The organism is Janthinobacterium sp. 61, from assembly GCF_002846335.1.
Classification (GTDB): Bacteria; Pseudomonadota; Gammaproteobacteria; order Burkholderiales; family Burkholderiaceae_D; genus Janthinobacterium.
Window position 1 is genome coordinate 1,099,252 of the sequence record NZ_PJMQ01000001.1, and the last position, 24,278, is coordinate 1,123,529.

The 24,278-nt window shown below is 63.4% G+C and carries 23 protein-coding genes and 2 pseudogenes; 17 read left to right on the forward strand and 8 right to left on the reverse strand.

The window, feature by feature from the left end; all coding sequences use genetic code 11:
• Positions 1–41 precede the first annotated feature (41 nt).
• Both CLU92_RS05185 and CLU92_RS05190 read right to left on the reverse strand, forming a co-directional pair.
• On the reverse strand, positions 42–578 hold the full coding sequence (locus CLU92_RS05185; protein WP_101481016.1) for an ankyrin repeat domain-containing protein: 537 nt from the start codon (positions 576–578) through the stop codon (positions 42–44).
• Positions 579–617: 39 nt separating this feature from the next.
• The gene (locus CLU92_RS05190; protein ID WP_101484502.1) at positions 618–1,817 is read right to left on the reverse strand and encodes a YbfB/YjiJ family MFS transporter; all 1,200 of its coding nucleotides are present in this window, start codon (positions 1,815–1,817) and stop codon (positions 618–620) included.
• A 306-nt stretch (positions 1,818–2,123) separates the two neighbouring features.
• Between CLU92_RS05190 and CLU92_RS05195 the strand changes: the two are divergent.
• The 7 genes and pseudogenes from CLU92_RS05195 to CLU92_RS05220 all read left to right on the forward strand — a co-directional run.
• Positions 2,124–2,518, forward strand: a pseudogene (locus CLU92_RS05195) (CsgG/HfaB family protein); the annotation flags it as partial.
• Positions 2,519–2,540: 22 nt separating this feature from the next.
• Positions 2,541–2,795: pseudogene (locus CLU92_RS05200) on the forward strand (GNA1162 family protein); the annotation flags it as partial.
• 720 nt (positions 2,796–3,515) lie between these two features.
• Positions 3,516–4,049 carry a hypothetical protein gene (locus CLU92_RS05205; protein ID WP_101481018.1) on the forward strand — a complete coding sequence of 178 codons (534 nt, stop codon included), beginning with the start codon at positions 3,516–3,518 and terminating at the stop codon, positions 4,047–4,049.
• 121 nt (positions 4,050–4,170) lie between these two features.
• Positions 4,171–4,593, forward strand: coding sequence for a hypothetical protein (locus CLU92_RS05210; protein ID WP_101481019.1), 423 nt, complete (start codon positions 4,171–4,173; stop codon positions 4,591–4,593).
• Between the two features lie 319 nt (positions 4,594–4,912).
• Positions 4,913–5,242, forward strand: a complete 330-nt coding sequence (locus CLU92_RS27390) for a hypothetical protein (protein WP_143452542.1) — start codon at positions 4,913–4,915, stop codon at positions 5,240–5,242.
• A gap of 505 nt (positions 5,243–5,747) precedes the next feature.
• Positions 5,748–6,410: a response regulator transcription factor gene (locus CLU92_RS05215; protein WP_101481020.1), complete on the forward strand. Its 663-nt coding sequence runs from the start codon at positions 5,748–5,750 to the stop codon at positions 6,408–6,410.
• Complete coding sequence (locus tag CLU92_RS05220) at positions 6,410–7,717, forward strand: ATP-binding protein (protein WP_101481021.1); 1,308 nt, start codon at positions 6,410–6,412, stop codon at positions 7,715–7,717. Before CLU92_RS05215 ends, CLU92_RS05220 begins: the two co-directional genes overlap by 1 nt.
• A gap of 57 nt (positions 7,718–7,774) precedes the next feature.
• Here the strand turns inward: CLU92_RS05220 and CLU92_RS05225 are convergent, their stop codons facing one another.
• Together CLU92_RS05225 and CLU92_RS05230 are read right to left on the reverse strand one after the other, a co-directional pair.
• Positions 7,775–8,413 (reverse strand): NAD(P)H-dependent oxidoreductase, encoded by a 639-nt coding sequence (locus CLU92_RS05225; protein ID WP_101481022.1) that lies wholly within the window; start codon positions 8,411–8,413, stop codon positions 7,775–7,777.
• Between the two features lie 107 nt (positions 8,414–8,520).
• Positions 8,521–9,525, reverse strand: coding sequence for an aldo/keto reductase (locus CLU92_RS05230; protein WP_101481023.1), 1,005 nt, complete (start codon positions 9,523–9,525; stop codon positions 8,521–8,523).
• Between the two features lie 114 nt (positions 9,526–9,639).
• Between CLU92_RS05230 and CLU92_RS05235 the strand changes: the two genes are divergently transcribed.
• Positions 9,640–10,527: a LysR family transcriptional regulator gene (locus tag CLU92_RS05235; protein WP_101481024.1), complete on the forward strand. Its 888-nt coding sequence runs from the start codon at positions 9,640–9,642 to the stop codon at positions 10,525–10,527.
• Here CLU92_RS05235 and CLU92_RS05240 read toward each other — a convergent pair whose 3' ends face one another.
• Positions 10,528–11,613 (reverse strand): ATP-binding protein, encoded by a 1,086-nt coding sequence (locus CLU92_RS05240; RefSeq protein ID WP_101481025.1) that lies wholly within the window; start codon positions 11,611–11,613, stop codon positions 10,528–10,530.
• Positions 11,613–12,365, reverse strand: coding sequence for a response regulator (locus tag CLU92_RS05245; RefSeq protein WP_101481026.1), 753 nt, complete (start codon positions 12,363–12,365; stop codon positions 11,613–11,615). Before CLU92_RS05245 ends, CLU92_RS05240 begins: the two co-directional genes overlap by 1 nt.
• 133 nt (positions 12,366–12,498) lie before the next feature.
• Here CLU92_RS05245 and CLU92_RS05250 point away from each other — a divergent pair, with 133 nt between their 5' ends.
• From CLU92_RS05250 to CLU92_RS05260, 3 genes are read left to right on the forward strand one after another with little or no spacing between them, the layout of a single operon-like run.
• Complete coding sequence (locus CLU92_RS05250) at positions 12,499–13,662, forward strand: efflux RND transporter periplasmic adaptor subunit (RefSeq protein ID WP_101481027.1); 1,164 nt, start codon at positions 12,499–12,501, stop codon at positions 13,660–13,662.
• 44 nt (positions 13,663–13,706) lie between these two features.
• Positions 13,707–16,853: an efflux RND transporter permease subunit gene (locus CLU92_RS05255; protein WP_101481028.1), complete on the forward strand. Its 3,147-nt coding sequence runs from the start codon at positions 13,707–13,709 to the stop codon at positions 16,851–16,853.
• The gene (locus tag CLU92_RS05260) at positions 16,853–18,232 is read left to right on the forward strand and encodes an efflux transporter outer membrane subunit (RefSeq protein ID WP_101481029.1); all 1,380 of its coding nucleotides are present in this window, start codon (positions 16,853–16,855) and stop codon (positions 18,230–18,232) included. The genes CLU92_RS05255 and CLU92_RS05260 overlap by 1 nt, the downstream gene beginning before the upstream one ends.
• Here the strand turns inward: CLU92_RS05260 and CLU92_RS05265 are convergent.
• Positions 18,180–18,671: a hypothetical protein gene (locus tag CLU92_RS05265; protein WP_180338436.1), complete on the reverse strand. Its 492-nt coding sequence runs from the start codon at positions 18,669–18,671 to the stop codon at positions 18,180–18,182. The genes CLU92_RS05260 and CLU92_RS05265 overlap by 53 nt on opposite strands.
• Positions 18,672–18,692: 21 nt before the next feature.
• Positions 18,693–18,980, reverse strand: coding sequence for a DUF6150 family protein (locus CLU92_RS05270; RefSeq protein ID WP_101481030.1), 288 nt, complete (start codon positions 18,978–18,980; stop codon positions 18,693–18,695).
• A 197-nt stretch (positions 18,981–19,177) separates the two neighbouring features.
• Between CLU92_RS05270 and CLU92_RS05275 the strand changes: the two genes are divergently transcribed.
• From CLU92_RS05275 to CLU92_RS05300, 6 genes are all read left to right on the forward strand, one after another.
• Positions 19,178–20,845 carry a DUF4394 domain-containing protein gene (locus CLU92_RS05275; RefSeq protein WP_257560980.1) on the forward strand — a complete coding sequence of 556 codons (1,668 nt, stop codon included), beginning with the start codon at positions 19,178–19,180 and terminating at the stop codon, positions 20,843–20,845.
• A gap of 121 nt (positions 20,846–20,966) precedes the next feature.
• Complete coding sequence (locus CLU92_RS05280; protein WP_101481031.1) at positions 20,967–22,247, forward strand: arsenic transporter; 1,281 nt, start codon at positions 20,967–20,969, stop codon at positions 22,245–22,247.
• A gap of 59 nt (positions 22,248–22,306) precedes the next feature.
• Positions 22,307–22,891, forward strand: coding sequence for a TetR/AcrR family transcriptional regulator (locus tag CLU92_RS05285; RefSeq protein WP_218973447.1), 585 nt, complete (start codon positions 22,307–22,309; stop codon positions 22,889–22,891).
• 74 nt (positions 22,892–22,965) lie between these two features.
• Positions 22,966–23,163 carry a hypothetical protein gene (locus tag CLU92_RS28130; protein WP_257560981.1) on the forward strand — a complete coding sequence of 66 codons (198 nt, stop codon included), beginning with the start codon at positions 22,966–22,968 and terminating at the stop codon, positions 23,161–23,163.
• A gap of 66 nt (positions 23,164–23,229) precedes the next feature.
• Positions 23,230–23,577 (forward strand): nuclear transport factor 2 family protein, encoded by a 348-nt coding sequence (locus CLU92_RS05295; RefSeq protein ID WP_257562362.1) that lies wholly within the window; start codon positions 23,230–23,232, stop codon positions 23,575–23,577.
• A gap of 65 nt (positions 23,578–23,642) precedes the next feature.
• Complete coding sequence (locus CLU92_RS05300; protein WP_101481032.1) at positions 23,643–24,272, forward strand: NAD-dependent dehydratase; 630 nt, start codon at positions 23,643–23,645, stop codon at positions 24,270–24,272.
• Positions 24,273–24,278: the final 6 nt, after the last annotated feature.

Here is a 24,278-nt window from a genome sequence, read left to right on the forward strand (position 1 = left end):
TCCAACGGCAGTCGCAAAACTGCCGGCGATACCTGCATCGACTACTCTGTCGTCTGCCCCAGGCTGACCAGGCGAGCCAGCGTCTCCTGTGCGTTCATTGACTTGGCCAAGGAAACGGCAGTCATGCCGCGGCTGTCCACGGCATCGATGCGCGCGCCGTGCTGCAGCAGCAGGTCGAAGATGGCCAGGCGGTTGAACATGGCAGCCATCATCAACGGTGTCTTGCCGTCCGGGCTGGCGCCTTCCACGCTGGCGCCGTGCTGCAGCAGCAGTTCGGCGATCTTCAGATAGCCCTTGTAGGCCACGCCGGCCAGCGGCGTCTGGCCCTGGTCGTTGGGCACGTTGGCGTCGGCGCCCGCTTCGAGCAGCAGGCGCGACGTTTCCAAGTGGCCGAGGTAGCTGGCCAGCATGATCAGGCTGTCGCCTTTTTCGTTGCGGAAGTTCACTGGCACGCCGTGGGCGAGCATGACGCCCAGTTGCTGCGTGTCGCCTTCGCGCACCAGGGCGAACAGGCCCTGGATGAATTCCAGCGTTTCGGCATCCATCGTTGCCGGGATTTTTCGTGCATCGGTGTTCATCGTATGTTTTCCGCAAAGGTGGGTCATGCCTGTAGTCTACTATGTGGCTGGCGCCAGCGCCTTTTGCCGCGAGGCCAGCGCAGCGCCGATGAAAAGGGCGATGGCCGAGGCGATCAGCCCCCGCTCCAGGCCGGCGGGCCCGTCGGCGATCCAGCCGACCACGATGGGGCCGACGATCTGGCCCAGCGCGAATACCGTCGTGTAAGCGCTGATGCCGGCCGTCCAGGATTGCTGCGGAAGGTTATGCCGCACCAGGGCCGTGGTCGACGCCACCACCGACAGGAACACGGCGCCGAAGACCAGTCCGGACAGGAACACGACGGGGACAAAGCTGGTTAGCGCAGGCAGGATGGTGACCACGCCCAGCACGCCATTCAATATAGCCAGCGATTCGCCGCCCCTGTAGCGGTCCAGCATGCGTGCCCAGATGCGCGACGACGCCACCACCGCCAGGCCCAATACCGTGTAGAACACGGTGATCAAGGCAGGCGGCATGCCTTGCTGCTTGAGCAGGGCGATGACGAAGGTCATGTAGCCGATGTAGCCGACGCCGAACATGAAGTAGCCGGCCAGGCTGGGGAAAAAGTCGCGCCAGGCGAAGCGCAGCGGCGTGTCGAGGGTGCGTGGCGCTTCGCCGATGGCTTTCGCCGGCAGGGCCATGATGGCAGTGGCGGCCAGGCAGGCGATGCCCAGTGCCAGCCATGGCCATTGCCAGGCATGCGCGGCGCCATGCTCCTGTGCAGATGTCAACGCGGCCGGCACCAGCAAGGCCGACAGCGCGATGCCGAAACCCGTGCCGCCGTAGTACAGGCCGATATAGAAGCCGGCGCGCTGGCTGTGCATGGAACCGAGGCGCGCCGCCAGCACGCCACCGGCGATGAACATGAAGGCGCTGGCCACGCCCGCACACACACGCTGCAGGAACAGGGTAGTCGTATCGCTGACGAGGCCCGACATCAGCATGAAGATGCTGGCCAGCACGGAGCCGGCGATCAGCAAGCGCCACACGCCCAGGCGGCGCATCAGCGCTGGCGTGGCCAGGGCACCGAGAAAATAGCCGAGCGCATTGAAGGTGTTCATGGCGCCGGCCAGCAGGTAGGACCAGCCCAGGTCGGCACGCATGGGCGGCAGCAGCAAGCCATAGGAAAAACGCGACAGGCCCAGGGCCACGGCGGCACCCAGCGAGAGTGCCAGCGCCGTGGCCAGCGGATGGGAGGGGGAATGATCGTGTGACGGCATGGCCTGGTGACCCATCTAGAGGAAAGCGTGCGGTGGAGTTGGCGCCGGGGCTGGGCGCGGTGCAAGGTCTGTCGGTCGCGGTGGCACTCACCATACGCCGTTTTTTACTGCCAAGTTAATGAATTGAGCTTGAGAAGTCAAGCATGCGCCGTAGCTGCATGGCACTGGCAATAAGGCAATCCTTTCCGCCTTTACTTTTGGAAAAGATTATGAAACACGCAATCCCATTTGATTGCAAGCAGAAAATTAACTTTCTTGCAATTAATTTTGCAGCTTGCTCCTGATCCTCCATGGCATAAGGGCACTATGAACAAGAACAAACCTGGCGCATTGTTGGCTGGCTGCGCTTCGGAGTCGTCGCAAGCCCTGGCTGTCCTCACGTTGGTCCACGCACCCTGAGCGCTGTCGGCAAGTTCGACAAGCGCGAGAATTTCATGCGCGCCATCTTTTCCGATGGCATTGACCGTCTGGGCAGCCAGTTGAAAACGTTTTTGATTGTGCACCTGCAGACGTCCAACCGTTTCAATGTGCTCAACCGCGATAACGTGGCCGAACTCAAGCAGGAAGCGCAGTTCAAGAAGGATGGCCAGAATATCAAGAGCGCAGATGTCGTCGTCACGGGCGACGTGACCGAATTCGGCCGCAAGGAAGTGGGCGACAAGCAATTGTTCGGCATCGTGGGCCGCGGCAGGACGCAAGTGCGCCAGCAAGCAGGCTGCTGATGACTATATGGCGTTCAAGGCGGCCAAGCCCCGTTCCATCGTGGTCTTGCCGCCGTTGAACAACTCGCCGGAAGTCAATGCCGGCAACAGCGTTTACGCGCAAGTGAGCTATCAACTGGCCGAGGCAGGCTACTATGCGTCGCCGGTTGCCATGGTCGGTGAAACCTTCAAGCAGAACGGCTTGACGAACGCGGCCGATATCCACGGTGTCGATGCCAAGAAGCTCAACGAGATTTATGGCGCCGATGCGGGCCTGTAAACTGCTGCACAGGCCCTGCATCTGCCAGGGCCTGTTGTGGGCAGTGGCATGCGAGCGACGCCGCATCGTTTGCAGTGACGACCAGTGCCAGAGGAAATCGCGGACTCGTCGTCCGGCGCTGCTTTTCTTGAGTCCGGGAAGAGCCTAAGAGAGAGCAAACGATATCTTGCCTGATTCTTGCCGTGCTAGGAATCTATGAGTATGAAAATGGCACAGCAGGAATTGGTATTGCGACTGCGGTCATCACAGAGTTCGCTCTAGCGGTAGTATTTTTCAATCTTTGGCGAAGTGACCGGACGCTGTTAGCGCGCATGCTGATCGGCCGTACATAAATCTGACAGGATGTTAAAGGGTAAGCGCTGCCGTAGTCTGATATCGCCAGGAGCAGACCTATTGCGAGGCTACGCCTTAACTCGTCATGTAGTCGTTACATCGAATTCTCATTGTTCGTTGTTCGACTTCAGAGATAATCATCAGTAACCCCAGATTCAGCATCCTCCAAACGTAGCAAGAAAGGATTCAATGCGCCGTCTCGTCACCTTAATTCCCCTGATGTTTTGCACTCCTATGGCCTTTGCTGCCGTACCAGTGAATATTCACGTTCCACCTAATGTACAAGCGTGCACTCGTGCGCAACCCTGTCCAGTTGCAATCCTTAGCCCAGGATATGGGCTTTCCGGTTCAGACTACTCATTCGTCACACGAAATCTCAACCGAATGGGTTACTTGGTTGTCGCGTTGCAAGATAGCTCTGGCGGCATAGAGTTAGATCGAGACGCGCCGATTAGGAAGCAACTACAGGCGATGGCCCGCGTAGCTTCACGGTCGATCTCCACCGTGATCGACGGGACCTCAGTCCGCTATCCTCAGTTCGATTGGCGACACTTGCTTCTCGTCGGGCACTCCCTTGGTGGCGACAGTTCGGCTCAGTTTTCCGCTGACAACCCGAGCCGCGTATCCAGCTTTATCAGCCTCGACAGCCGTCGGGTCGCGTTGCCCCGCTCAGCTGGTATCCACGTCCTGACAATTCGTGCCAGTGACACCACTGCCGACCCCGGTGTACTGCCGAACAAGAAAGAGCGCGGCTACTACGGTACATGCGTGGTCCACATCAAAGGCTCGCGCCACAAGGATATGCAAGATGCTGGTAGTGAACAATTGAAGGCCAAAATTGTATCCGCTATCGATACTTTCCTCGCTCCAGCGCAGCACCCTAAATACGCTTGCGACCGAGACTCAAAGCTCGAATAATGTTCAGGCGATCATTTTGATATTGCAAAGTCCGCTAAGGGGTGGAACCTGCCGATGACTGCGACCGGCCAGGAGCGGACAGTCGGTAATTGACCAATCAAACTTTACTCAGAAAGTCAGCATGTCTCACCTTGATCCTTTTGATGTTATTTCATGCACCGTTGATCTGGATGATCCGGCAGAGCACGGTGATGCTCAACGCTTTATGGTTAACGCCCTGGCTCGGGTGATCGGATGTCTACCCGTTACCGCGCAATCTTCTGTTTTGGCTGCTAAACGATATCTTGAGGGCGCGGCAACGGATAGCGAGGCCTTAGCTGTCCGGGCGAGGCTTTGGGAGGCCATCCGAGGACGCGATTTGTCGGATGACCCTGAGGTGTTGCGCATCAGAACCACGATTTGTGCGCTGCACGGCATGGACGCTGAAGCTCCTTACGACAAGTTGGAATACTTTCTGACGTCTTGGGAGCGCAGCGGCTTAAGCATGGTCGAGCTAGCTGGAGCGATGTTCGACACATACGGCGTTGTATATCACGACGCTTAATCGGCTGCGGTGACATATGTCGAATGCGCCAGAACTATGTCTCTATGTCTGCTTCGAGGCGGAGCCTGGCAACGATGGCAACCGGCCCAGCGGACTTAAGTACTGCATGAAAATTGATAAATATTTGATCACACGACTGCCAAAGAACGGTAAGGATGTGGACGCTGCCAAAGAACTGTTGGCCTTAGAGCAAGATGTCCATTCGGGGCGATAGTGGTCGTTTTGCGAGGCTACTTTGAGCCGAGCTGCTCGAAAGCAGAGGCTCGCTAACCCTGTCGCCCCTGTTGAATGTCCGCTTAGTTTATTTAAGGAAGAATTGATGTCAAAAATATCTATATCGCTCGCAATGCCAAGTAATAATTTGGATGCTGTGAAATTGATTCATAAGGTAACGGGGTTGCCACTTGGTGTGGCAAAAGAAAAGATTTTGATGGGTGAAAAGGGAGTATTTTATTCTGCTGAATTATTCCTTAATGATCACGTCACTAGGGACAAAGAAATTAGAGCACTAATCCATGGACTTCATGAAATTGGTCTCGATTTGTATATTGCTGAAATACCTTATGATCAAGATTGGGATGCTGCAGTTGATATCGGTCGTATAGATGAAGAAATATTGGAGAATATGTTGGATAGCGCATACGATTAGAAAAGGAACAAGAAGGCCGGCCCTGTGGCTCCTGCGGGAATATGCGTCAGGGGAGCTTCCGCTTTGGGGTGCAGACGGTCGCCTGACGTGATGTGTCAGCTCAAGTCTGAGCTACTGCAATTCAGGTCAGCTTCAACGTGGTATCGGAAGAGATGCGGGACAAGACCGCGCTGGTCTTCCTGAAACCGCAGAACCCGCAGAGCAAATGCCAGATCCATGCCTGGCAAGTGTTGACGGGCGTGCCTGACACCACCAAATCTTTCGTCTACCCCCATATCCAATTCGACGGCAACTGCTACGTCGTCGCCAGACCCGTCGGGCCATGCAATATGTCGATGCGCACTCGGCCACGATGCAGAGCGTGGCGCCGGTCCCGGCCGGCGTCAGTTGGCAGCGGCGACAATGCCTGCGTACCGGGTCACTTGCTTGCTGACCTGGCAGGCGGCAGCCGGCTTCTCCCAGCCGCGTTAAGATAGCGGTATTTTCAAGACTGTGAGGGGCCTGCGTGCGCGTGTTACTGGTGGAGGATGATCCGATGATCGGGGAAAGCCTGGTCGAGGGCTTGCGCGGTGAGTGCTATGCCGTGGACTGGGTGCGCGATGGCCACGATGCGGAGCTGGCGCTGGCCGGTTTCGCCTACGATTTGATGCTGCTGGACCTGGGCTTGCCCGGCAAGGAGGGCATGGAGGTGTTGCGCGCCATGCGTGCGCGGGGCGCCGAATTGCCCGTGCTGATCATCACGGCGCGCGATGGCACGCCGGCACGCGTCGATGGACTCGACAGCGGCGCAGATGACTACCTGATAAAACCGTTCGACCTCGATGAATTGCTGGCGCGCATACGCGCGCTGCTGCGCCGCAGGGTCAGCCGTTCGCGCTCCGTCATTGAACATGGCGCGCTGACCCTGGACCTGGCCAGCCACGACGTCACTTATGAAGGTGCACAGATCAAGCTGCCGCCGCGCGAGTTTTCCGTGCTGCGCGCTTTGCTTGACCATCCGGGCAAGGTGGTGTCGAAGCGCCAGCTGAGCGAAAAGCTGTACGGCTGGGATAGCGAAGTGGAAAGCAATACCGTTGACGTGTATGTCTACCAGCTGCGCAAGAAGCTGGGCGCGGACAGCATCCAGACCGTGCGCGGCGTGGGCTACAAGATGCGGGTAGTAGCTTGATGACCATCCGCCGCCAGTTGCTGCTGGGTTTACTGGCGGCCACCTTGCTGTGCGTGCTCGGCGCAGGCATTTCGCTGTTCCGTTCGCTGCTGGAAGAAGCCAATGAACTGGCCGATTTGCAGCTGCGCCAGCTGGCCGTGGCCTTGCCCGACGAGTTCGAGCCGCAAACGGGCCTGGCCGCCGCGCAAGAGCCGGAAGAAGCGTTCGCGCTGCAGGCGTGGGACGAGGACGGCCAGCCGCTGTCCGTCTTGCCGGACCAGCCGGCACTGCCGCGCTATGCGCTGGCCGGCTTTGCCGATGTCACCTTGCGCGGCGAGGACTGGCGCCTGTACGGCGAGACGCGGCGCGGCCGCTACGTGCAGGTGGCGCAGGCGCAGGCCGTGCGCGACCAGCTGGCCTGGCAGATGACGATGCGCGCTGGCGCACCCCTGCTGGTGTTCGCGCTGATCCTGGCGTTGCTGATCGTCGCCGTGGTGGGACGCGCGCTGGCGCCCCTGCACCGGCTGGCCGAATCGGTGGCGGGCCGTTCGCCGGATACCCTGACGCCGCTGGTGGCCGACGCCATGCCGCCTGAGCTGCGGCCCGTGGCGCTGGCGCTGAATGGATTGATGGGGCAGTTCGAGGCGGCGCTGACGGCGCAGCGCACCTTCGTTGCCGATGCCGCGCATGAATTGCGTTCGCCGCTGACGGCGCTGAAATTGCAGCTGCAGGTGGCCGAGCGGGCGGGCAGCGAGGAAGAACGCCGCGTCGCGCTGGCGCGTCTGCATGAACGGCTGGACCGCAGCACGCACCTGGTGCGGCAACTGCTCAGTCTGGCGCGCCACGAAACGGCGCTGGCGGCCAGCCAGCTGCACACGGTGGACCTGGGGCAGTTGCTGGAAGCGGCCGTGGCCGATCACAGCGCGCTGGCCGACAGCCGCGCCATCGACCTGGGCGTGGTGGATACGTTGCCGGCCAGGGTGCTGGTGCAGGCCGATCCCGATGGTTTGCAAGTGTTGCTGAATAACCTGATTGACAACGCCTTGCGTTACACGCAGCAGGGCGGAAGGGTCGACTTGCAGGCGGCGGTGGAAGAGGGCCGGCCCGTGCTGCGCGTCTCCGACAACGGCCCCGGCGTGCCGCGCCAGCACCATGCACGCCTGTTCGACCGCTTCTTCCGTCCCGACGGCAACGACGCCTGGGGCTGTGGCCTGGGCCTGTCCATCGTGCGCCATATCGCCGAGCACCACCGGGCCGATATCGCGCTGGCCGATGGGGAAGCGGGGCGGGGCCTGCAGGTGACGGTGCGCTTTCCGCAGCCAGCCTGAAAGTAAAAAAAGCGGATGCCGTCGCCAGCATCCGCTTTGCAGTCACGGGCGAAGCGCTTACGCCAGCTCGGTGATGAACTGCTCGCGCGCAGGGCGCACTTTTTTCAGGTCCACCAGCCAGTCGCCCTCGTCGGCGCGGTAGCCCAGCGGCAGCATGACGACGGAACGCAAGCCTTTTTCGCGCAGATTCAGGATTTCATCGACCTTGGCCGGATCAAAACCTTCCATCGGCGTCGAATCGACTTTTTCCTGCGCTGCGGCGATCAGAGCCGTGCCCACGCCGATATACGCCTGGCGCGCCGCGTGCTGGTAGTTGGTTTCCGCATCGCGCTGCGGATACGTGGCCAGGATTTGCTGGCGGTACGCTTCCCAGCCTTCATTCTTGAAGCCGCGCACGGTGTTGACCAGGTCAAAGCGCGCGTTGATGCGTTCTACCGTGTAATTGTCCCAGGCGGCAAACACCAGCAGGTGCGAGGCGTCCGTCACTTGCGACTGGTTCCATGCATGCGGCTTGATCTGCTCGCGCAGGGCCGGATTCGTCACGACGAATACTTCATACGGGTGCAGACCGCTGGAGCTGGCTGTCAGGCGCACGGCTTCCACAATGCGCTCGACCTTGTCTTGCGGCACCGTTTTCGTCGGGTCCATCTTCTTGGTGGCGTAGCGCCATTGCAGTGTTTCGAGCAAATCGGACATGTAAGTCCCTTTCATAATGAATAGTTCAGATTGGAAATGATAGCGGATTCAGGCATTTCAAGTGCAAAGGGCCAAAGAACTTGTATAGCGCACTCAAACGGGGTTGTCTACAGGCCAAGCATGGCAAGCTCATGCTGTGGATAGCGCGCGCCCTGCACGCTGGCGGGCGCAAAGGCGGCGCCGATGGCGGCCAGTTCGGTTTCGCTCAGGGTGATCTGCGCAGCAGCCACATTCTCTTCCAGGTGCGTCACGCTGCGGGCGCCAGGAATGGGCACGAGATCGGTGCCCTGGGCCAGCAGCCAGGCCAGTGCCAGCTGGGCCGCTGTGGCGCCGCGCGCCGCCGCCAGGCGCTGCAGCTCGGCAATCATGTGCGCGTTGGCCGCCATCGCCAGCGGCTGGAAACGGGGCAGGCTGTGGCGGTAGTCATCCGGCGCCAGTGCGGCGCTGGACGTGAGCTGGCCCGTCAGGAAGCCCCGGCCTAGCGGGCTGTAGGGGACGAAGCCGACGCCCAGCGCGCGGCAGGCGGGCAGCACTTCGGCTTCCACGTCGCGGCTCCACAGCGAATACTCGGATTGTACGGCCGCAATCGGGTGCACTGCGTGGGCGCGGCGCAGGGTGGAGGCCGATACTTCCGACAGCCCCAGGTTGCGCACCTTGCCCGCGCGCACCAGATCGGCCATGGCGCCCACGACGTCCTCGATGGGCACGGCGGGGTCCACGCGGTGCTGGTACAGCAGGTCGATACACTCGATGTCCAGCCTGGACAGCGATGCTTCCACGGCGCGGACGATGTGCTCGGGGCGGCTGTCCACGCCCGCCATGCGTTCCACACCCTGGCCGTGGGGCAAGATCTTGAAGCCGAACTTGGTGGCCACACTGACCTTGACTTTGCCGCGCAGCTGCTTCAGGGCGCGGCCCACCAGCTCTTCGTTGGCGTAGGGGCCGTAGACTTCCGCCGTATCGATCAGGGTGACGCCCAGTTCCACGGCGCGGTGCAGCACGCGCAGCGAGGTGGCTTCGTCGGCGCCGCCGTAGGCAAAGCTCATGCCCATGCAGCCCAGGCCGATGGGGGCGACGCGCAAGCCGGACTTGCCCAATGTTCTGTATTCCATTTCCATTCCTCGTCAAAAAAGATGCAATGAGTATGGACGAAGCAACAGCATGCGATAAGATCACTTATTCTGCATGTATTACTGAATATGGCTCATTAATCTTTTTCCTCCATCATGGCTGACCTGAATGAATTGACGGCCTTTGCCGCCGTCGCCCGCCTGCGCAGCTTTCGCAAGGCGGCCCTCGAACGGGGCGTGTCCGCCTCGGCCCTGAGCCATGCGCTGCGCACGCTGGAAGAGCGCCTGGGCGTGCGCCTGCTGAACCGCACCACGCGCAGCGTCACGCCGACCGAGGCGGGGCAGCAGTTGCTGGCGCGCCTGGCGCCGGCCATGCGCGAAATCGATGATGCCTTGCTGGACCTGAGCACCTTGCAGGATGTGCCTGCAGGCAAGCTGCGCCTGAACGTGCCCCGTCCGGCCGCGCGGCTGCTGCTGGCGCCCATGCTGAGCTGTTTTGTGGCCCGCTATCCGCGCGTGCAAGTGGAACTGGTTACCGATGACGGCATGATCGATATCGTGCGCGACGGTTTTGACGCGGGCATCCGCTTCGGCGAGCAGGTGGCGGCCGATATGATTGCCGTGCCTGTGGGCGCGCCGCAACCGTTCTTGGTGGTGGCGTCGCCCGCCTACCTGGCTGCGCATGGCGCACCGGCCACGCCGCACGTGCTACTGGAGCATGCCTGTATCGGTCGGCGTTTTCCCAGCGGGCGCCAGTATGCGTGGGAGTTCGGGCAGGAGGGGGAAGCCGTCAGCATCGCCGTCAGCGGTCCGCTGGTATTCGACGATGATGAGCTGATGCTGCGCGCGGCCCGCGATGGCGCGGGACTGGCGTATGTGTACGAGGCCGATGCGCGCGCCGATATCGCGGCGGGGCGCCTGGTCAATGTGCTGGAGCGCTGCTTGCCGCCGCCGTCCCGTTACTTCCTGTATTACCCCAGCAGGCGGCAGATGCCGGCCGTATTGCGCGCCTTTGTCGACATGCTGCGTGCGCCGCCGGTGTAGTCAGCCGGTGGCCGGCGGCGCGCCATGCTCGACCGGCCACTTGATCGTAAACAGGCTGCCGCCCGCCTTGCCGCGCGTGCACACCGCGCTGCCGCCATGGGCGCGGGCGATGGCTTCGACCACGGCCAGCCCCAGGCCGCTGCCCGCGTTCAGGTCGACACGCGCGCTGTCGCCGCGGCGGAACGCCTCGAACACGTGCGGCGCCAGTTCCTCGGCAATACCGGGACCCGCATCCTCGACGCTCAGGTAGTACTGGCCGGCCTGTACGCGGGTGCGCAGGCGCAGCAGGCCCGGATGCGCATAGCGGCGCGCGTTGTCGAGCAGGGCCAGCACGATTTGCCGGATGCGCGCGGCGTCGCAGCAGACGGGATGGTCGGACAGGTGCAACTGCAGGGAAAAGCCGGCCGCTTCCATGTCCGGCGCCAGCAGGCGGCCCACTTCCTCGATTTCCAGCGTCAGGTCCGTCCACGCCATGCGCAGCTGCATGTAGCCGCTGTCGGCCAGGCTCAGGGTGCGCAAGTCCTCGATCAGGCGGCCCAGGTCCTCGACTTGCGATAGCAGGCTGGAAAACGGCACTTCTTCGGGCTTGAAGACGCCGTCGACCACACCCTGCAAGGTGCCGCGCAGGATGGTCACGGGCGTGCGCAGTTCGTGCGCGATGGCGGCATTCCACGTCTCGCTTTCCTTGGCCGCCCGCTGCAGGCGCTCGGCCATGCTGTTGAAGTCATCGACCAGCATGGCCGTCTCGCCCAGGCTGCGGTCGCCCGCGAAGGCGCGCGCGGACAGGTCGCCATGCGCCACGCGGCGCACGCTGTCCATCACCGAATTGATGGGTTTCAGGATGCGCGAAGCGAGTTTGATGGCGAAAAACGCGGCCAGCAGCAAGCCGAAGATGGTGATGGCGAAGATCCACAGCCACTCGACGGTACTGGGCGACCAGTCGTCGGGTTCGGACAGCATGTTGGGGTCGATCTTGAAGGCGACGGCAAAGAAGATCCATGAACCCATCCAGATGAGCAGGATGCTGCTGACCATCAGCACGGACATCGACAGCACGATCTGCCGGTTCAAGCCTGTGAAGCGCATCAGTCGCTTTCCAGCCGGTAACCTACGCCGCGCAGGCTGGCCGGCATGTTCATGACGCCCGCTTCCTCGAGCTTCTTGCGCAGCTTGCTGACATGGCTGTCCACCGTGCGTTCCAGCGAATTGCTCTCGGGCATGCACGACTCCAGCAATTCCAGGCGGCTGCAGACGCGCCGCGGCGTGCGCGCCAGGTGGGCCAGCAGGCGAAATTCCGTCAGCGTCAGGCTGAGCATGAGGGGCTGGGGCGCGCCTTCGCGCAGCACGCTGGCCACATACGTTTCCTGGTCGATTTCGATGGCCCCGCAGCGCAGGCGCTGGCCGCCCACCGGGTGGTGGCGCACGCGCGAGCGGCGCAGCACGGCCGCCACGCGCGCCACCACTTCGGCTGGATTGAAGGGCTTGATGATGTAGTCGTCGGCGCCCACGCGCAGGGCGGCCAGCTTGTCCGCATCCTGGTCGCGCGCCGTGAGCATGATGACGGGCGTTTCGCCGCGCCGCCGCACTTCCGTCAGCACGCCCCAGCCATCGACCTTGGGCATTTGCACGTCGAGCAGCAGCAGGTCCGGCGCCAGCGCCAGGTGCTGCTGCAGCGCTTCCTGGCCGTCCAGGGCGAAGGCCGTGCGGTAGCCATCTCGCTCCAGGTAACCGGCGAGGATGCGGGCGATTTGCGGTTCATCTTCAGCGATCAGGACGAGGGCGGAAGGGGGTATGGTGGCAAGAAACGAGGGCTGCGTGGCGCTGTGATGATAGTTCATATAAATAGTCTAGCATTCTTCGCGCTCTCCATCGAATCTCCACATTTCTTTGACGAAACATCCACGCAAGGCTTTTATGCTGCGCTTATCTGTCGACCGGACCGCCGGTTGGGATCCGCCATAGAGAAAAGTCATGCCAGTAAAGTACCTCACCAGGAAAAACATATTCATCGCCGCGGCACTGCTCAGCCTTGCCGCCTGTTCCAAACCCGCGCCGGAAGAAGGCGCCGCACCGCCCGCCGCCGTGACGGTGCTCAAGCTGCAAGCGGCGCCCGTGGTCCTCAGCGACGAATTGCCGGGCCGCGTGGCCGCCTTCCGCACGGCCGATATCCGCCCGCAGGTGGGCGGCATCGTGCTGCGTCGCCAGTTCGAGCAGGGCGCCGAAGTGAAGGCGGGGCAGAAGCTGTTCCAGCTCAACCCCGCGCCGTTCCAGGCGGAAGTCGATTCGGCCGCCGCCGCCCTGCAGCATGCGGTGGCCACGGCGAACCGCGCCAGCAGCCAGGCCGACCGTTTGAAACCGCTGGTGGAGGCGGACGCCATCAGCCGCCAGGCATATGACGATGCAGTTGCCCAGCGCGAGCAAGCCGTGGCCACCGTGGCGCAGGCGCGGGCCAGCCTCGCGCGCCGCCGCCTGGACCTGGCCTTTGCCAGTATCGAGGCACCGATTGCCGGGCGCATCGGCTCCGAACTGGTGACCGAAGGCGCGCTCGTGGGCCTTGCCGATGCAACGCCGATGGCGCGCATCCAGCAAATCGACAAGGTGTATGTCGACGTGCGCCAGCCAGCCGCCGCGCTGGCAGCGCTGCAAGCCTCAGGCAACGGAGGCGCTGACAAGCTGCCCGTGACGATCCTGGGCGCGGACGGCCAGCCGCATCCCGTGACGGGGCGCATCCTGTTCTCGGGCATCAGCGTCGATGCGGGCACGGGCGACGCCGTCATCCGCGTGCTGGTCGACAATCCGCAGCGCCAGCTCTTGCCGGGCATGTTCGTGCGTGCCCGCATCGCCCGCGCCGTGCAGGCAAATGGCGTGCTCGTGCCGCAGCAAGCCGTCTTGCGCAGCAGCGATGGCCAGGCGCAGGCCTGGGTGCTCGATGGCACGCACAAAGCCAGCCTGAAACCGATTGCCGTGGGCGACGTGGTCGAGCACCAGTATGTGGTCAACGGCGGATTGAAGGCCGGTGAAACCGTCGTCATCGAAGGCCAGGAACGCCTGCAGCCAGGCGCCACCGCCGCGCCCCAACCGTGGAAGCGCGCCGCCGCCGTTGCCAAAGCACCTCCCGTCAGCGCCGTGCGCTGACCCGTACGCATTGAAAGTGTACTTACTGAAAGTGGTTTAATCACATGCCTCAATTTTTCATCAACCGCCCCGTCTTTGCGTGGGTGGTGGCGGTCTTCATCGTCCTGTTCGGACTGATCGCCATACCGCAATTGCCGATTGCGCGCTTTCCTTCCGTGGCGCCGCCTAGCGTCAGCATCAGCGCCAACTACCCTGGCGCCACGCCGCAAACCATGAACGATTCCGTGGTGGGCCTGATTGAACGCGAGCTGTCTGGCGTCAAGCACCTGCTGTATTTCGAGTCGTCCACCGATACGTCGGGTTCGGCCTCGATCACCGTCACTTTCCAGCCCGGCACCGATCCGGAAATGGCGCAGGTGGATGTACAAAACCGCCTGAAAGCCATCGAACCGCGCCTGCCGCAAGCCGTGCGGCAAAATGGCCTGACGGTGGAATCTGCGTCGTCGGGCTTTTTGATGATCGTCAGTTTGATCTCCGAGAATGGCCAGCACGATGAAGTGGCGCTGGGCGACTACCTGGCGCGCAACGTGACGGAAGAACTGCGCCGCATTCCCGGCGTGGGCAAAGTGCAGCTGTTCGGCTCCGAGCGGGCCATGCGCATCTGGGTCGATCCGGCCAAGCTGGTATCGTACAACATCGCCATGGGCGAGCTGACGGCCGCCATCGCGCAGCAAAATGCGCAGATTGCCCCGGGCCGCCTGGGCGACTCGCCCGCCGTCGAAGGCCAGCGTGTCACCATTCCGCTGACGGTGCAGGGCCAGCTGCAAACGCCGGCCGAATTTTCCGCCATCGTGCTGCGCGCGAATGCGGATGGCTCGAAAGTGACGATTGGCGACGTGGCGCGCGTGTCCTTGGGGGCGCAAAGCTTCAACTTCAGCATCCGCGAAAACGGACAAGCCGCGTCTGGCGCCGCCATCATGCTGTCGCCGGGCGCCAACGCCGTGCAGACGGCGGCCGCCGTGCGTGCGCGCATGGCCGAGTTGGCGCACACCATGCCTGCCGGGATCAAGTACTCGGTGCCGTTCGACACGGCGCCGTTCGTGAAAATCTCGATTGAAAAGGTCATCGTCACCTTGCTGGAAGCGATGGTGCTGGTGTTCCTTGTCATGTACCTGTTCCTGCAAAAGATACGCTACACCCTGATTCCCGCCATCGTCGCGCCGATTGCCCTGATGGGCACTTTTACGGTGATGCTCCTGGCCGGCTATTCGGTCAACGTACTGACCATGTTCGGCATGGTGCTGGCCATCGGCATCATCGTCGATGACGCCATCGTGGTCGTGGAGGCGGTGGAGCGCCTGATGGCCACCGAAGGCTTGTCGCCAAAAGAAGCGACGTCGAAAGCGATGCGCGAAATCACGGGCGCCGTGGTCGGCATCACCCTGGTGCTGACTGCCGTGTTCATCCCCATGGCCTTGGCCAGCGGTTCCGTGGGCGCCATCTACCGCCAGTTTACGCTGGCCATGGCCGTGTCGATCCTGTTTTCGGCGTTTTTGGCGCTGACCCTGACGCCGGCCCTGTGCGCCACCATGCTGAAACCGATCGGCCTGCACGACCACGATAAAAAGGGATTTTTCCTGTGGTTCGACCGCCAGTTCGAGCGCATGACGGCCCGCTATGAAAAGGGCGTGGTGGCGATGCTGAAACGCGCCGGCCGTTCGATGGTGCTGTATGGCGCCATCGTCGCGGCGCTGGGCGTGGCCTTCATGCAGCTGCCATCGGCCTTTTTGCCCGAGGAAGACCAGGGCTATTTCATCACCTCGATCCAGCTGCCGTCCGACGCCACCATGGAGCGCACGCTCGATGTCGTCAAACTGTATGAGCAGCACGTGGCCACGCGACCCGGCATTGAGGTGAATCAATCGATCCTCGGCTTCAGCTTTTCCGGCGCGGGACCGAATGCGGGCCTGGCGTTCACCATGCTGAAGGACTGGAAAGAGCGCAAGGGCGCCACGGCGCAGGAAGAAGTGGCGCTGGCGCAGGCCGCCATGTCGCAGGCGAAGGAGGGCGTGATCATGAGCCTGATGCCGCCCGCCATCGATGAACTGGGCAACTCGTCCGGCTTTTCCCTGCGCCTGCAAGACCGCGCCAACCAGGGTATCAACGCTTTGCAGGCGGCGCAGAACCAGTTGCTGGGCCTGGCCGCGCAAAGCAGCAAGGTGGCGGGCGTGTATCCGGACGGCTTGCCGCCCGGCGCCAGCGTGCGCCTCGATATCGACCGCACCAAGGCCGAGGCATTGGGCGTGTCATTTACAGCCATCGCCGACATGCTGACGGCGGCCATGGGCTCGACCTATGTCAATGATTTCCCGAATGCTGGCCGCATGCAGCAAGTGATCATCCAGGCCGATGCTGCCGCGCGCATGCAGTTGAACGACGTGCTGGCCTTGCGCATCCGCAACAACGCGGGCGGCATGGTGGCCTTGGGCGAGCTGGTGCGCCCCGTGTGGAGCGAATCGCCGCTGCAACTGGTGCGCTACCAGGGTTATCCGGCGGCGCGCATTTCGGGCAGCGCGGCGCCCGGCGTGTCCAGCGGCGACGCCATGCTGGAAATGGAACGTCTGGTGAAACAGCTGCCGCCCGGCTTCACGCTGGCGTGGACGGGACAGTCGCTGCAAGAGAAGGAATCGGCCTCGCAGGCGCCCATGCTGATGGCGCTGTCGATGCTGGTGGTCTTCCTCGTGCTGGCGGCCCTGTATGAAAGCTGGTCGATTCCCGTCTCCGTGATGCTGGTGGTGCCGCTGGGATTGCTTGGCGCCGTGCTGGCCGTGATGGTGCGCGGCATGCCGAACGATGTGTTCTTCAAGGTGGGCATGATCACGATCATCGGCCTGTCGGCGAAGAATGCCATTTTGATCGTCGAATATGCGCGCCAGTTGCAGGCGCAGGGCAAGGGGCTGGTCGAAGCGACAGTGGAAGCGGCCCGCTTGCGTCTGCGCCCGATTCTGATGACGTCTTTGGCGTTCGCGCTGGGCGTCGTGCCGCTGATGCTGGCCACGGGCGCCAGCGCCGAGACGCAGCATGCAATCGGCACGGGCGTGTTCGGCGGCATGATCACCGCCACCGTGCTGGCCGTGTTCTTCGTGCCCGTGTTCTTTGTCGTGGTGCTGGGCGCCGTGGACAAGATGGGCAGGTACTTCAACAAACGCAGTAATCGCATCGCCGTCAAGGCGGTGGAAGGAGAGTTGTAATGCGTTTATTTTTTATTACGCCGCTGGCTGCGCTGGCCTTGTCGGCGTGTTCCTTGACGCCGCCGCTGGTCAAGCCGGCGCCGCCCATTCCCGCCAGTTATGAGGCGACGCCGACAGTGGCGCCAGGCATGGCTGACACTGCGGCCGACCTGGGCTGGCGCCAGATGCTGCTCGATGCGCGCCTGCAGCGCCTGGTCGACATCGCACTGGAAAACAACCGCGACTTGCGCGTGGCCTCGCTCAACGTGGAAGCCGTGCGGGCCCAGTACCAGATCCAGGATGCGGGCCGCACTCCGGCCATCGGCGCCAATGCGGGCGGTGTGCGCCAGCGCGGCACCGATGCGGTGACACAGAATCAGTTCACTTCGGGCATCGCCATGAGCGCGTTCGAGATCGACCTGTTCGGCCGCCTGCGTTCCCTGTCGGACGCCGCGTTTGCCCGCTACCTGGCCACGCAGCAGGGCCAGCGCGCCGCGCACATGGCCTTGATCGGGGCCGTGGCCGATGCCTACCTGGAACAGCGGCTGGCGGAAGAGCAACTGGCGCTGGCCCGGCAAACCCTGGCCGACTGGCGCCAGGCTTTGATCTTGACGCAGCGCCTGCACGGCGCGCAGCAGGGCAGTGGCCTGGACGTGGCGCAGGCCGAAGGGCAGGCCGCCACGGCGGAAGCGGATGTGCAGGCCCGGGAGCGGGCCAGCGCCTTGGCGCGCAACAACCTGGAGCTGCTGCTGGGCGCGCCCCTGCCAGCAGATTTGCCGGCCGGCCGCGCACTCGACGGCCAGCCCGTGCTGACGCAGCTGCCCCCCGGGCTGCCGTCGGACTTGCTGGTGCGCCGGCCCGATATTTTGCAAGCCGAGTACACGCTGGTGGCGGCAAATGCGGAAATCGGCGCCGCCCGCGCCGCCTTCTTCCCCCGTCTATCCTTGACGGCGTCGCTGGGCATGGCCAGCCCGGAGCTCGGTGACCTGTTCCGTGGCAGCGCGCGCAGCTGGTCGTTCGCGCCGCAAATCACCCAGCCCCTGTTCCAGGGCGGCCAGCTGCGCGCGGAGCTGCAACTGTCGCGCCTGCGCAAGGACGTGGCCGTGCTGCAGTACGAGCAAGCGATCCAGGCGGCGTTTCGCGACGTGCGCGACGGCCTGGCCGGCAGCGCCACGTATGCGCAGCAAATCGATGCGCAGCAGCGCGTGGTGGTGGCGGCGCAGCAGCGCCAGCGTCTGTCGCAGCTGCGCTACGACGCGGGCCAGGACAGTCGCCTGGAATTGCTGGATGCGCAGCGCCAGTCCTATGCGGCCCAGCAAACCTTGCTCGACGTGCGGCGCGACCAGTTCAAGTCGGCCGTGGCCCTGTACAAGGCGCTGGGGGGAGGGCTGGAAGAGTAGTTGCTGCGCGGGCCTGGCCCGTACATGCCCCGATCGATCGCTTGCGCGCCAGGCTCCAGCCCGTCGTGTGTTCGGCTGCAGGCTGGCCGTCCGCCTGGTGCAGGCTGTAGGTCCAGAGGCTTTCCGTCAAGCGCAGCTTGAACTGCTCGGTCGGCATGTCATTGGGATGGGTTTGCAACTCGATTTCGCTGATCAGGGCGTCGCGCAGGGCGATGGCGATGACGGGGCGCCCCTGGGTGCGCGCCGCGTTGCTGACGTCTGTCGTTAACTGCAGCTGTATGCCCTGGACCTGGTGCAGCGAAACCAGTTCGATGCAGTTCGTCCTATCCTGGAATGTGGCGCCATCGCCCCAGATGGCATCGTTGCCACTGCTGCCGTCGTTCGGCGCCTTGCCGAACACGAGGTCAGGGTTGGCGGGTTCCGGCAAAATCAAATCCATGACGCGCTCCTCCGCCTGATGTCAGGCGCCGCCGTGCGACAGGCAGCCCTTGTACCGATGTGGCCTGGCCCAGCCTGCTTCGCTGGCCTGGTCGACAAAACAGATGGTCAGATGCGCAAAGCCTTGCGAGGTGAAATACACGCTGGCCGTGGCATCCTGGCGCTCACGGGTGATGAACCACTGCGCGTCGCCATGCGCCAGGCCCAGGCTGGCAACGCGGTGCACGAACAAGTCGGCGTTGCCGCGCGGCACGATGGCCACCCGCAAGTCGGCTTCGGCCATGTTGTTGGTCTGAAAGATGCGCGCCACTGTCCTGCCCCCTGTTTCAATCGTGCCTGCGACTATACATCGATTATGTTGCTTAACGACAATCAAATACGGCGGTGGTGACACTTTTTTTCCACCGCTGCATCCAAAAGCGCGCATGGGGGGTAGTACCGGGGTGCGCTCGCTGCAACAGCGGCTTGGGCGGCACTTCCATTCACTCACTTACCGGAGTCACGCTCATGTCCACACTGCCATCCTTGCCATTTGCCAAGCTGTTGCTCGCTTCCGCCGTCGCCATCACCTTGTCCGCCTGCGGGGGCGGCGACAGCCACGATGATGTCGTCGTCACGCCTCCGCCGCCACCGCCGCCAGCGGTCGTCACGGGCGACGTGTTTGTGCTAACGGCCAGCAACAAACTGTTGTCGTTCGACCGCGCCGCGCCGGGCACCATTCGCAGCGCGGTCACCGTGACGGGCTTGCAGGCGGGGGAAAACCTGCTGGGCATCGATTTCCGGCCCGCCGATGGCCAGCTGTATGGCGTTGGCAGCACGGGCCGCATCTACACCTTGAATGGCAGCACGGGCGCCGCCACCGTGAAAGCCAGCCTGGCGGCCGATGCAGCCGACACCACGGCGCCCTACACGGCGCTGGCCGGCACGGAATTTGGCGTCGATTTCAACCCCGTCGCCGACCGCCTGCGCATCGTCAGCAACACGGGCCAGAGCCTGCGCATCAATGTCGATACGGGCGCCACCACCACGGATGGCAACATCAATGGCGGCGTGGCCAGCACCGCCATCACGGCTGCCGCCTATACCAACAGTTTCGCGGGAACGGCCAGCACCACTTTATTTGTCATCGATGGGGTCAACGCCACCCTGTACACGCAAAATCCGCCGAACAACGGCACCCTGGCCGGCGCCGTGCCGCTGGGCGTCACCGCCACGGCGGTGGCCGGTTTCGACATCGATGCGCGCACGAACACGGGCTACGCCGTCATGACGGTGGCCGGTGCGCGCAATCTGTACAGCGTCAACCTGGCGGCGGCCAGCGCCCCGGCGACCCTGGTAGCGGCCATCGGCGTGACGGAAGAGCTGCGCGGCATCGCCTTGACGCCGCTGGCGGCGCCCGTCGCCTACGGTTTGACGGACGATGGCCGCGTCGTCACCTTCAAGACGGCTACGCCAAACACGCTCGATGCCAACGTGGCCGTCACGGGCCTGGCGGCGGGCGAGCGCCTGCTGGGCTTTGACATTCGTCCCAAGGATGGCCTGCTGTACGGGATATCCTCGACGGGCCGTATCGTCACCATCGACCCGGCTACGGGCGCCGTCACCGTCAAGGCGACGCTGGCGGCCGACGCGGCGGACAGCAGCGCACCATACACGGCCATCGCCGGCACTGCCTTTGGCGTGGATTTCAACCCTGTCGCCGACCGCCTGCGCGTGATCGGTAACACGGGGCAAAGCCTCCGCATCAATGTCGATACGGGCGGCACCACCACCGATGGCGCCATCAACCGCGCGGGTGCGGCGCCTGTCGTCACGGCTGCGGCCTATACCAACAGCTTTGCGGGCACGGTGACGACCATGCTGTTCGATATCGACACGGCAAGCGCCAGTCTCGCGCTGCAAAACCCGCCGAATGACGGCACCCTGGCCAATGTGGGGCTGCCGGGCGCGCTCGGTGTCGCCGTGGCGGGCGACGTAGGCTTCGATATCGCGGGCGGCGCCAACGGGCTGGCGCTGGCGGTCCTGCGCACGGCGGCCGGCGGCCCCAGCTCGCTGTACCGCATCGACCTGGCGACGGGGGCGGCGGTGCTGAGCGGCGGTGCGGCCACGCCGGCCCTGTCGGCTATCGGCAATGGGACGGTGGGATTGAGCGATATCGCCATCGCACTGAAATAGGGCAGCTTCGCCGCAGCCTTTGCATCCATTCAATAATTCCAGTATTATGGAATTATTGTTGACATTCACAGGCTGCGGCGCATGGTGCCCGCGATGCCGCATCGCACGGGACCATAGCCGCATGCTGACCGCTTTCCTCATCTTTCTCGCTACCCTGATCCTCGTCATCTGGCAACCGCGCGGCCTGGGTATCGGCTGGAGCGCCGTCATCGGCGCTTGCGTCGCCTTGCTGGCCGGCGTGATCCACTGGGGCGACATCCCCGTCGTCTGGCATATCGTATGGAACGCCACCGGCACCTTCGTCGCCGTGATCATCATCAGCCTGCTGCTGGACGCGGCCGGCTTCTTTGAATGGGCCGCCTTGCACGTGGCGCGCTGGGGCGACGGCAGCGGGCGCAAGTTGTTTGTCTTGCTGGTCTTGCTGGGCGCCGCCGTGTCCGCCGTGTTCGCCAACGATGGGGCCGCGCTGATCCTGACGCCCATCGTCATCGCCATGTTGCGGGCGCTGAAGTTTTCCACCAGGGCCACGCTGGCCTACGTGATGGCGGCCGGTTTCATCGCCGACACGGCCAGCTTGCCGCTGGTGGTGTCGAACCTGGTGAATATCGTCTCGGCCGATTTCTTCAAGATCGGCTTTGCCGAGTACGCTTCTGTGATGGTGCCCGTCAACGTCGTCGCCGTGCTGGCAACCTTGGCGGCCTTGCTGCTCTTCTTCCGCCAGGATATTCCACGCGACTATGAAGTGGCGCAGCTGAAACGCCCGGACGCCGCCATTCGCGACCTGGCCACCTTCCGCGCCGGCTGGGCGGTGCTGGCGCTGCTGCTGGTGGGCTTTTTTTCCCAGGAACACCTCGGCGTGCCGATCAGCCTGATCGCCGCCGCCGGCGCCGCACTGCTGCTGGGCGTGGCGGCCAAGGGCCACGTGATTTCCACACGCCACGTGATCCGCCATGCGCCGTGGCATATCGTTGTCTTTTCGCTCGGCATGTATCTGGTCGTGTATGGCTTGCGCAATGCGGGCTTGACGGCTTACCTGACGGGCATGCTGAATCACTTTGCGCAGTACGGCGTGTGGGGCGCGGCCATGGGCACGGGCGTGCTGACGGCGTTATTATCTTCCGTGATGAACAACCTGCCGACGGTGCTGGTGGGCGCGCTGGCCATCGACCCCACGACGGCGCAGGGAGCTGTGCGCGAAGCAATGATCTACGCGAACGTCATCGGCAGCGACCTGGGGCCGAAGATCACGCCTATCGGCAGCCTGGCTACCTTGCTGTGGCTGCATGTGCTCGACAGCAAGGATATCCACATTTCCTGGGGCTACTATTTCCGTGTCGGCATCGTGCTGACCGTGCCCGTGCTGCTGGTGACCCTCGCGGCATTGGCGCTGCGCCTGGGGTGATGCCAGAGGCGAATATCGTTTACTAGACGATCGGTCAGATTTGTTGCTATACTGGTCGCATGAGCAAAAAATCCTCCGCTGACATGCGCCAGCACCTGATCGATATCGCCAAGGCACTGATGGCAGAGAAGGGCTACACGGCCGTGGGCCTGGCGGAACTGGTGGCGGCGGCCGGCGTGCCGAAAGGTTCCTTTTACTATTATTTCAAGTCGAAAGAAGAGTTTGGGCAAGCCTTGCTCGACGATTATTTCAGCAGCTATCTGCAGACGGTCGACGCCTTGCTGGCGGGGCCTGGCAATGCCCGTGAGCGCCTGCTGGCCTATTTTGACAACTGGAGCGCGACCCAGGCAAGCAGCGCGCCGGAAGGCAAATGCCTGGTGGTCAAGCTGGGTGCCGAAGTGTGCGACTTGTCGGTGGACATGGGCGCCGTGCTGCAGCGAGGCACGGGCGCCATCCTGGAACGCCTGACGCTGGGCGTGGAAGCTGGCCATCTCGACGGTTCCGTGGCGACGACGACACCGGCGCGGATGCTGGCGGAGTCCCTTTACCAGTTGTGGCTGGGCGCTTCCCTGATGGTCAAGGTCGCCCGGAGCGGCGGGCCGTTCGACTCGGCGATGGTGACCACGCAACGGCTGCTGTCGTAGCCGTTTTTTTAATCACAAATTAGACGACCGGTCAGTTATTTCGGTTTTTTCTCACAGAACATGAAAGCAATACGATGATCGAGCAGCATGAAAGCGATTTGTTTTCTCCCGTCAAACTGGGTGCGCTCGCCCTGGCGAACCGCATCGTCATGGCGCCGCTGACGCGCAGCCGCATGGACGACGATGGCGTGGCGCTGGCCGTGGCGCCGCGCGAGGCGTACTACGGTCGTGGCGCCCATGGCTACACCGACTGGCCCGCAAGCCCATACTGATTTCTTTTTCACCCACCCAGGGAGCGCAACATGAACAACACCACTTATGTGTAGGATTACCAGGCGATTGTCGCCGTGCTGAATCAATACAATGCGGGCGGCGCGCAGGCCGACAGCAGCATCATGCGCCCGGCTTTCAGCAGCCAGGCCACCATTTTCGGCGTCGATGGCGAAGATAAGCTGACGGGCGGGCCTATCGAGGGCCTGTTCGAGATCATCGACAGTGCCTTCCGGCCATCGCCGCAGGCGCAGGCGGCCATCGTGCGCGTCGATATCGTGGGCACGGCCGCCAGTGCGCGCGTCGACACGGATGATATCTCGGGTTTCCGCTTCACCGACTTTTTCAACCTGCTCAAGGTGCAAGGCGAGTGGAGCATCGTCAGCAAAATCTATCACACGCACGCAGGCGCCTGACGCACAGGCGGGTACAGGGGCATCAGATGCTGTATCGTGTGGCGTCGAGCATGCGGGGAGAAGGAATGAAACTGATACTGATAGGCGCCACCGGCCTGGTGGGCCGCGAAGTACTGCGCCTGGCGCTGATGGATGCCCGCGTCAGCAAGGTCGTGGCGCCAGCGCGCAAGGCTTTGCCGGCGCATCCAAAACTGGAAGCGCCCGTCGTCGACTTCGACCGCTTGCCGCCCGACGCGCCCTGGTGGCAGGCGGATGCCGTCATCTGCACCCTGGGCACGACCATGAAGGTGGCCGGCACGCGGCAGATGTTCATGCGCGTCGACCACGACTATCCCCTGGCCGTGGCGCGCCTGGCACTGGCGGCCGGCACGCGCACGTATGCGCTCAACTCCGCCGCCGGCGCCAACGCCGCTTCGCGCTACTTCTACAACCGGGTCAAGGGCGAGCTGGAACGCGACCTGGAAGCGCAGGGCTTTGCCTCCCTCACGCATGTGCGCCCCGGCCTGATCGGCGGCGAGCGCGACGTGGCCCGGGCGGGCGAGGGCGCCGCCTTGCGCCTCCTGCGTGTGCTGGGCCCCGTGCTGCCGCGCCGCTGGCGCATCAATCCCGCACCGCGCATCGCCCGTGCCTTGCTGGAGGCTGCCATCGCCGCTGCGCCAGGCGTGCATGTGGTGACGTCGGAACATCTGCTGTGAAGGGCG

Excerpts from the sequence above, each read along its gene's own strand:
- CLU92_RS05185 (WP_101481016.1), bottom strand. The coding sequence starts at position 578 with ATGAACACCGATGCACGAAAAATCCCGGCAACGATGGATGCCGAAACG.
- CLU92_RS05190 (WP_101484502.1), bottom strand. The coding sequence starts at position 1,817 with ATGCCGTCACACGATCATTCCCCCTCCCATCCGCTGGCCACGGCGCTG.
- CLU92_RS05205 (WP_101481018.1), top strand. The coding sequence starts at position 3,516 with ATGGGTTACTTGGTTGTCGCGTTGCAAGATAGCTCTGGCGGCATAGAG.
- CLU92_RS05210 (WP_101481019.1), top strand. The coding sequence starts at position 4,171 with ATGTCTCACCTTGATCCTTTTGATGTTATTTCATGCACCGTTGATCTG.
- CLU92_RS27390 (WP_143452542.1), top strand. The coding sequence starts at position 4,913 with ATGTCAAAAATATCTATATCGCTCGCAATGCCAAGTAATAATTTGGAT.
- CLU92_RS05220 (WP_101481021.1), top strand. The coding sequence starts at position 6,410 with ATGACCATCCGCCGCCAGTTGCTGCTGGGTTTACTGGCGGCCACCTTG.
- CLU92_RS05225 (WP_101481022.1), bottom strand. The coding sequence starts at position 8,413 with ATGTCCGATTTGCTCGAAACACTGCAATGGCGCTACGCCACCAAGAAG.
- CLU92_RS05230 (WP_101481023.1), bottom strand. The coding sequence starts at position 9,525 with ATGGAATACAGAACATTGGGCAAGTCCGGCTTGCGCGTCGCCCCCATC.
- CLU92_RS05235 (WP_101481024.1), top strand. The coding sequence starts at position 9,640 with ATGGCTGACCTGAATGAATTGACGGCCTTTGCCGCCGTCGCCCGCCTG.
- CLU92_RS05240 (WP_101481025.1), bottom strand. The coding sequence starts at position 11,613 with ATGCGCTTCACAGGCTTGAACCGGCAGATCGTGCTGTCGATGTCCGTG.
- CLU92_RS05245 (WP_101481026.1), bottom strand. The coding sequence starts at position 12,365 with ATGAACTATCATCACAGCGCCACGCAGCCCTCGTTTCTTGCCACCATA.
- CLU92_RS05250 (WP_101481027.1), top strand. The coding sequence starts at position 12,499 with ATGCCAGTAAAGTACCTCACCAGGAAAAACATATTCATCGCCGCGGCA.
- CLU92_RS05255 (WP_101481028.1), top strand. The coding sequence starts at position 13,707 with ATGCCTCAATTTTTCATCAACCGCCCCGTCTTTGCGTGGGTGGTGGCG.
- CLU92_RS05260 (WP_101481029.1), top strand. The coding sequence starts at position 16,853 with ATGCGTTTATTTTTTATTACGCCGCTGGCTGCGCTGGCCTTGTCGGCG.
- CLU92_RS05265 (WP_180338436.1), bottom strand. The coding sequence starts at position 18,671 with ATGGATTTGATTTTGCCGGAACCCGCCAACCCTGACCTCGTGTTCGGC.
- CLU92_RS05275 (WP_257560980.1), top strand. The coding sequence starts at position 19,178 with ATGTCCACACTGCCATCCTTGCCATTTGCCAAGCTGTTGCTCGCTTCC.
- CLU92_RS05280 (WP_101481031.1), top strand. The coding sequence starts at position 20,967 with ATGCTGACCGCTTTCCTCATCTTTCTCGCTACCCTGATCCTCGTCATC.
- CLU92_RS05285 (WP_218973447.1), top strand. The coding sequence starts at position 22,307 with ATGAGCAAAAAATCCTCCGCTGACATGCGCCAGCACCTGATCGATATC.
- CLU92_RS28130 (WP_257560981.1), top strand. The coding sequence starts at position 22,966 with ATGATCGAGCAGCATGAAAGCGATTTGTTTTCTCCCGTCAAACTGGGT.
- CLU92_RS05300 (WP_101481032.1), top strand. The coding sequence starts at position 23,643 with ATGAAACTGATACTGATAGGCGCCACCGGCCTGGTGGGCCGCGAAGTA.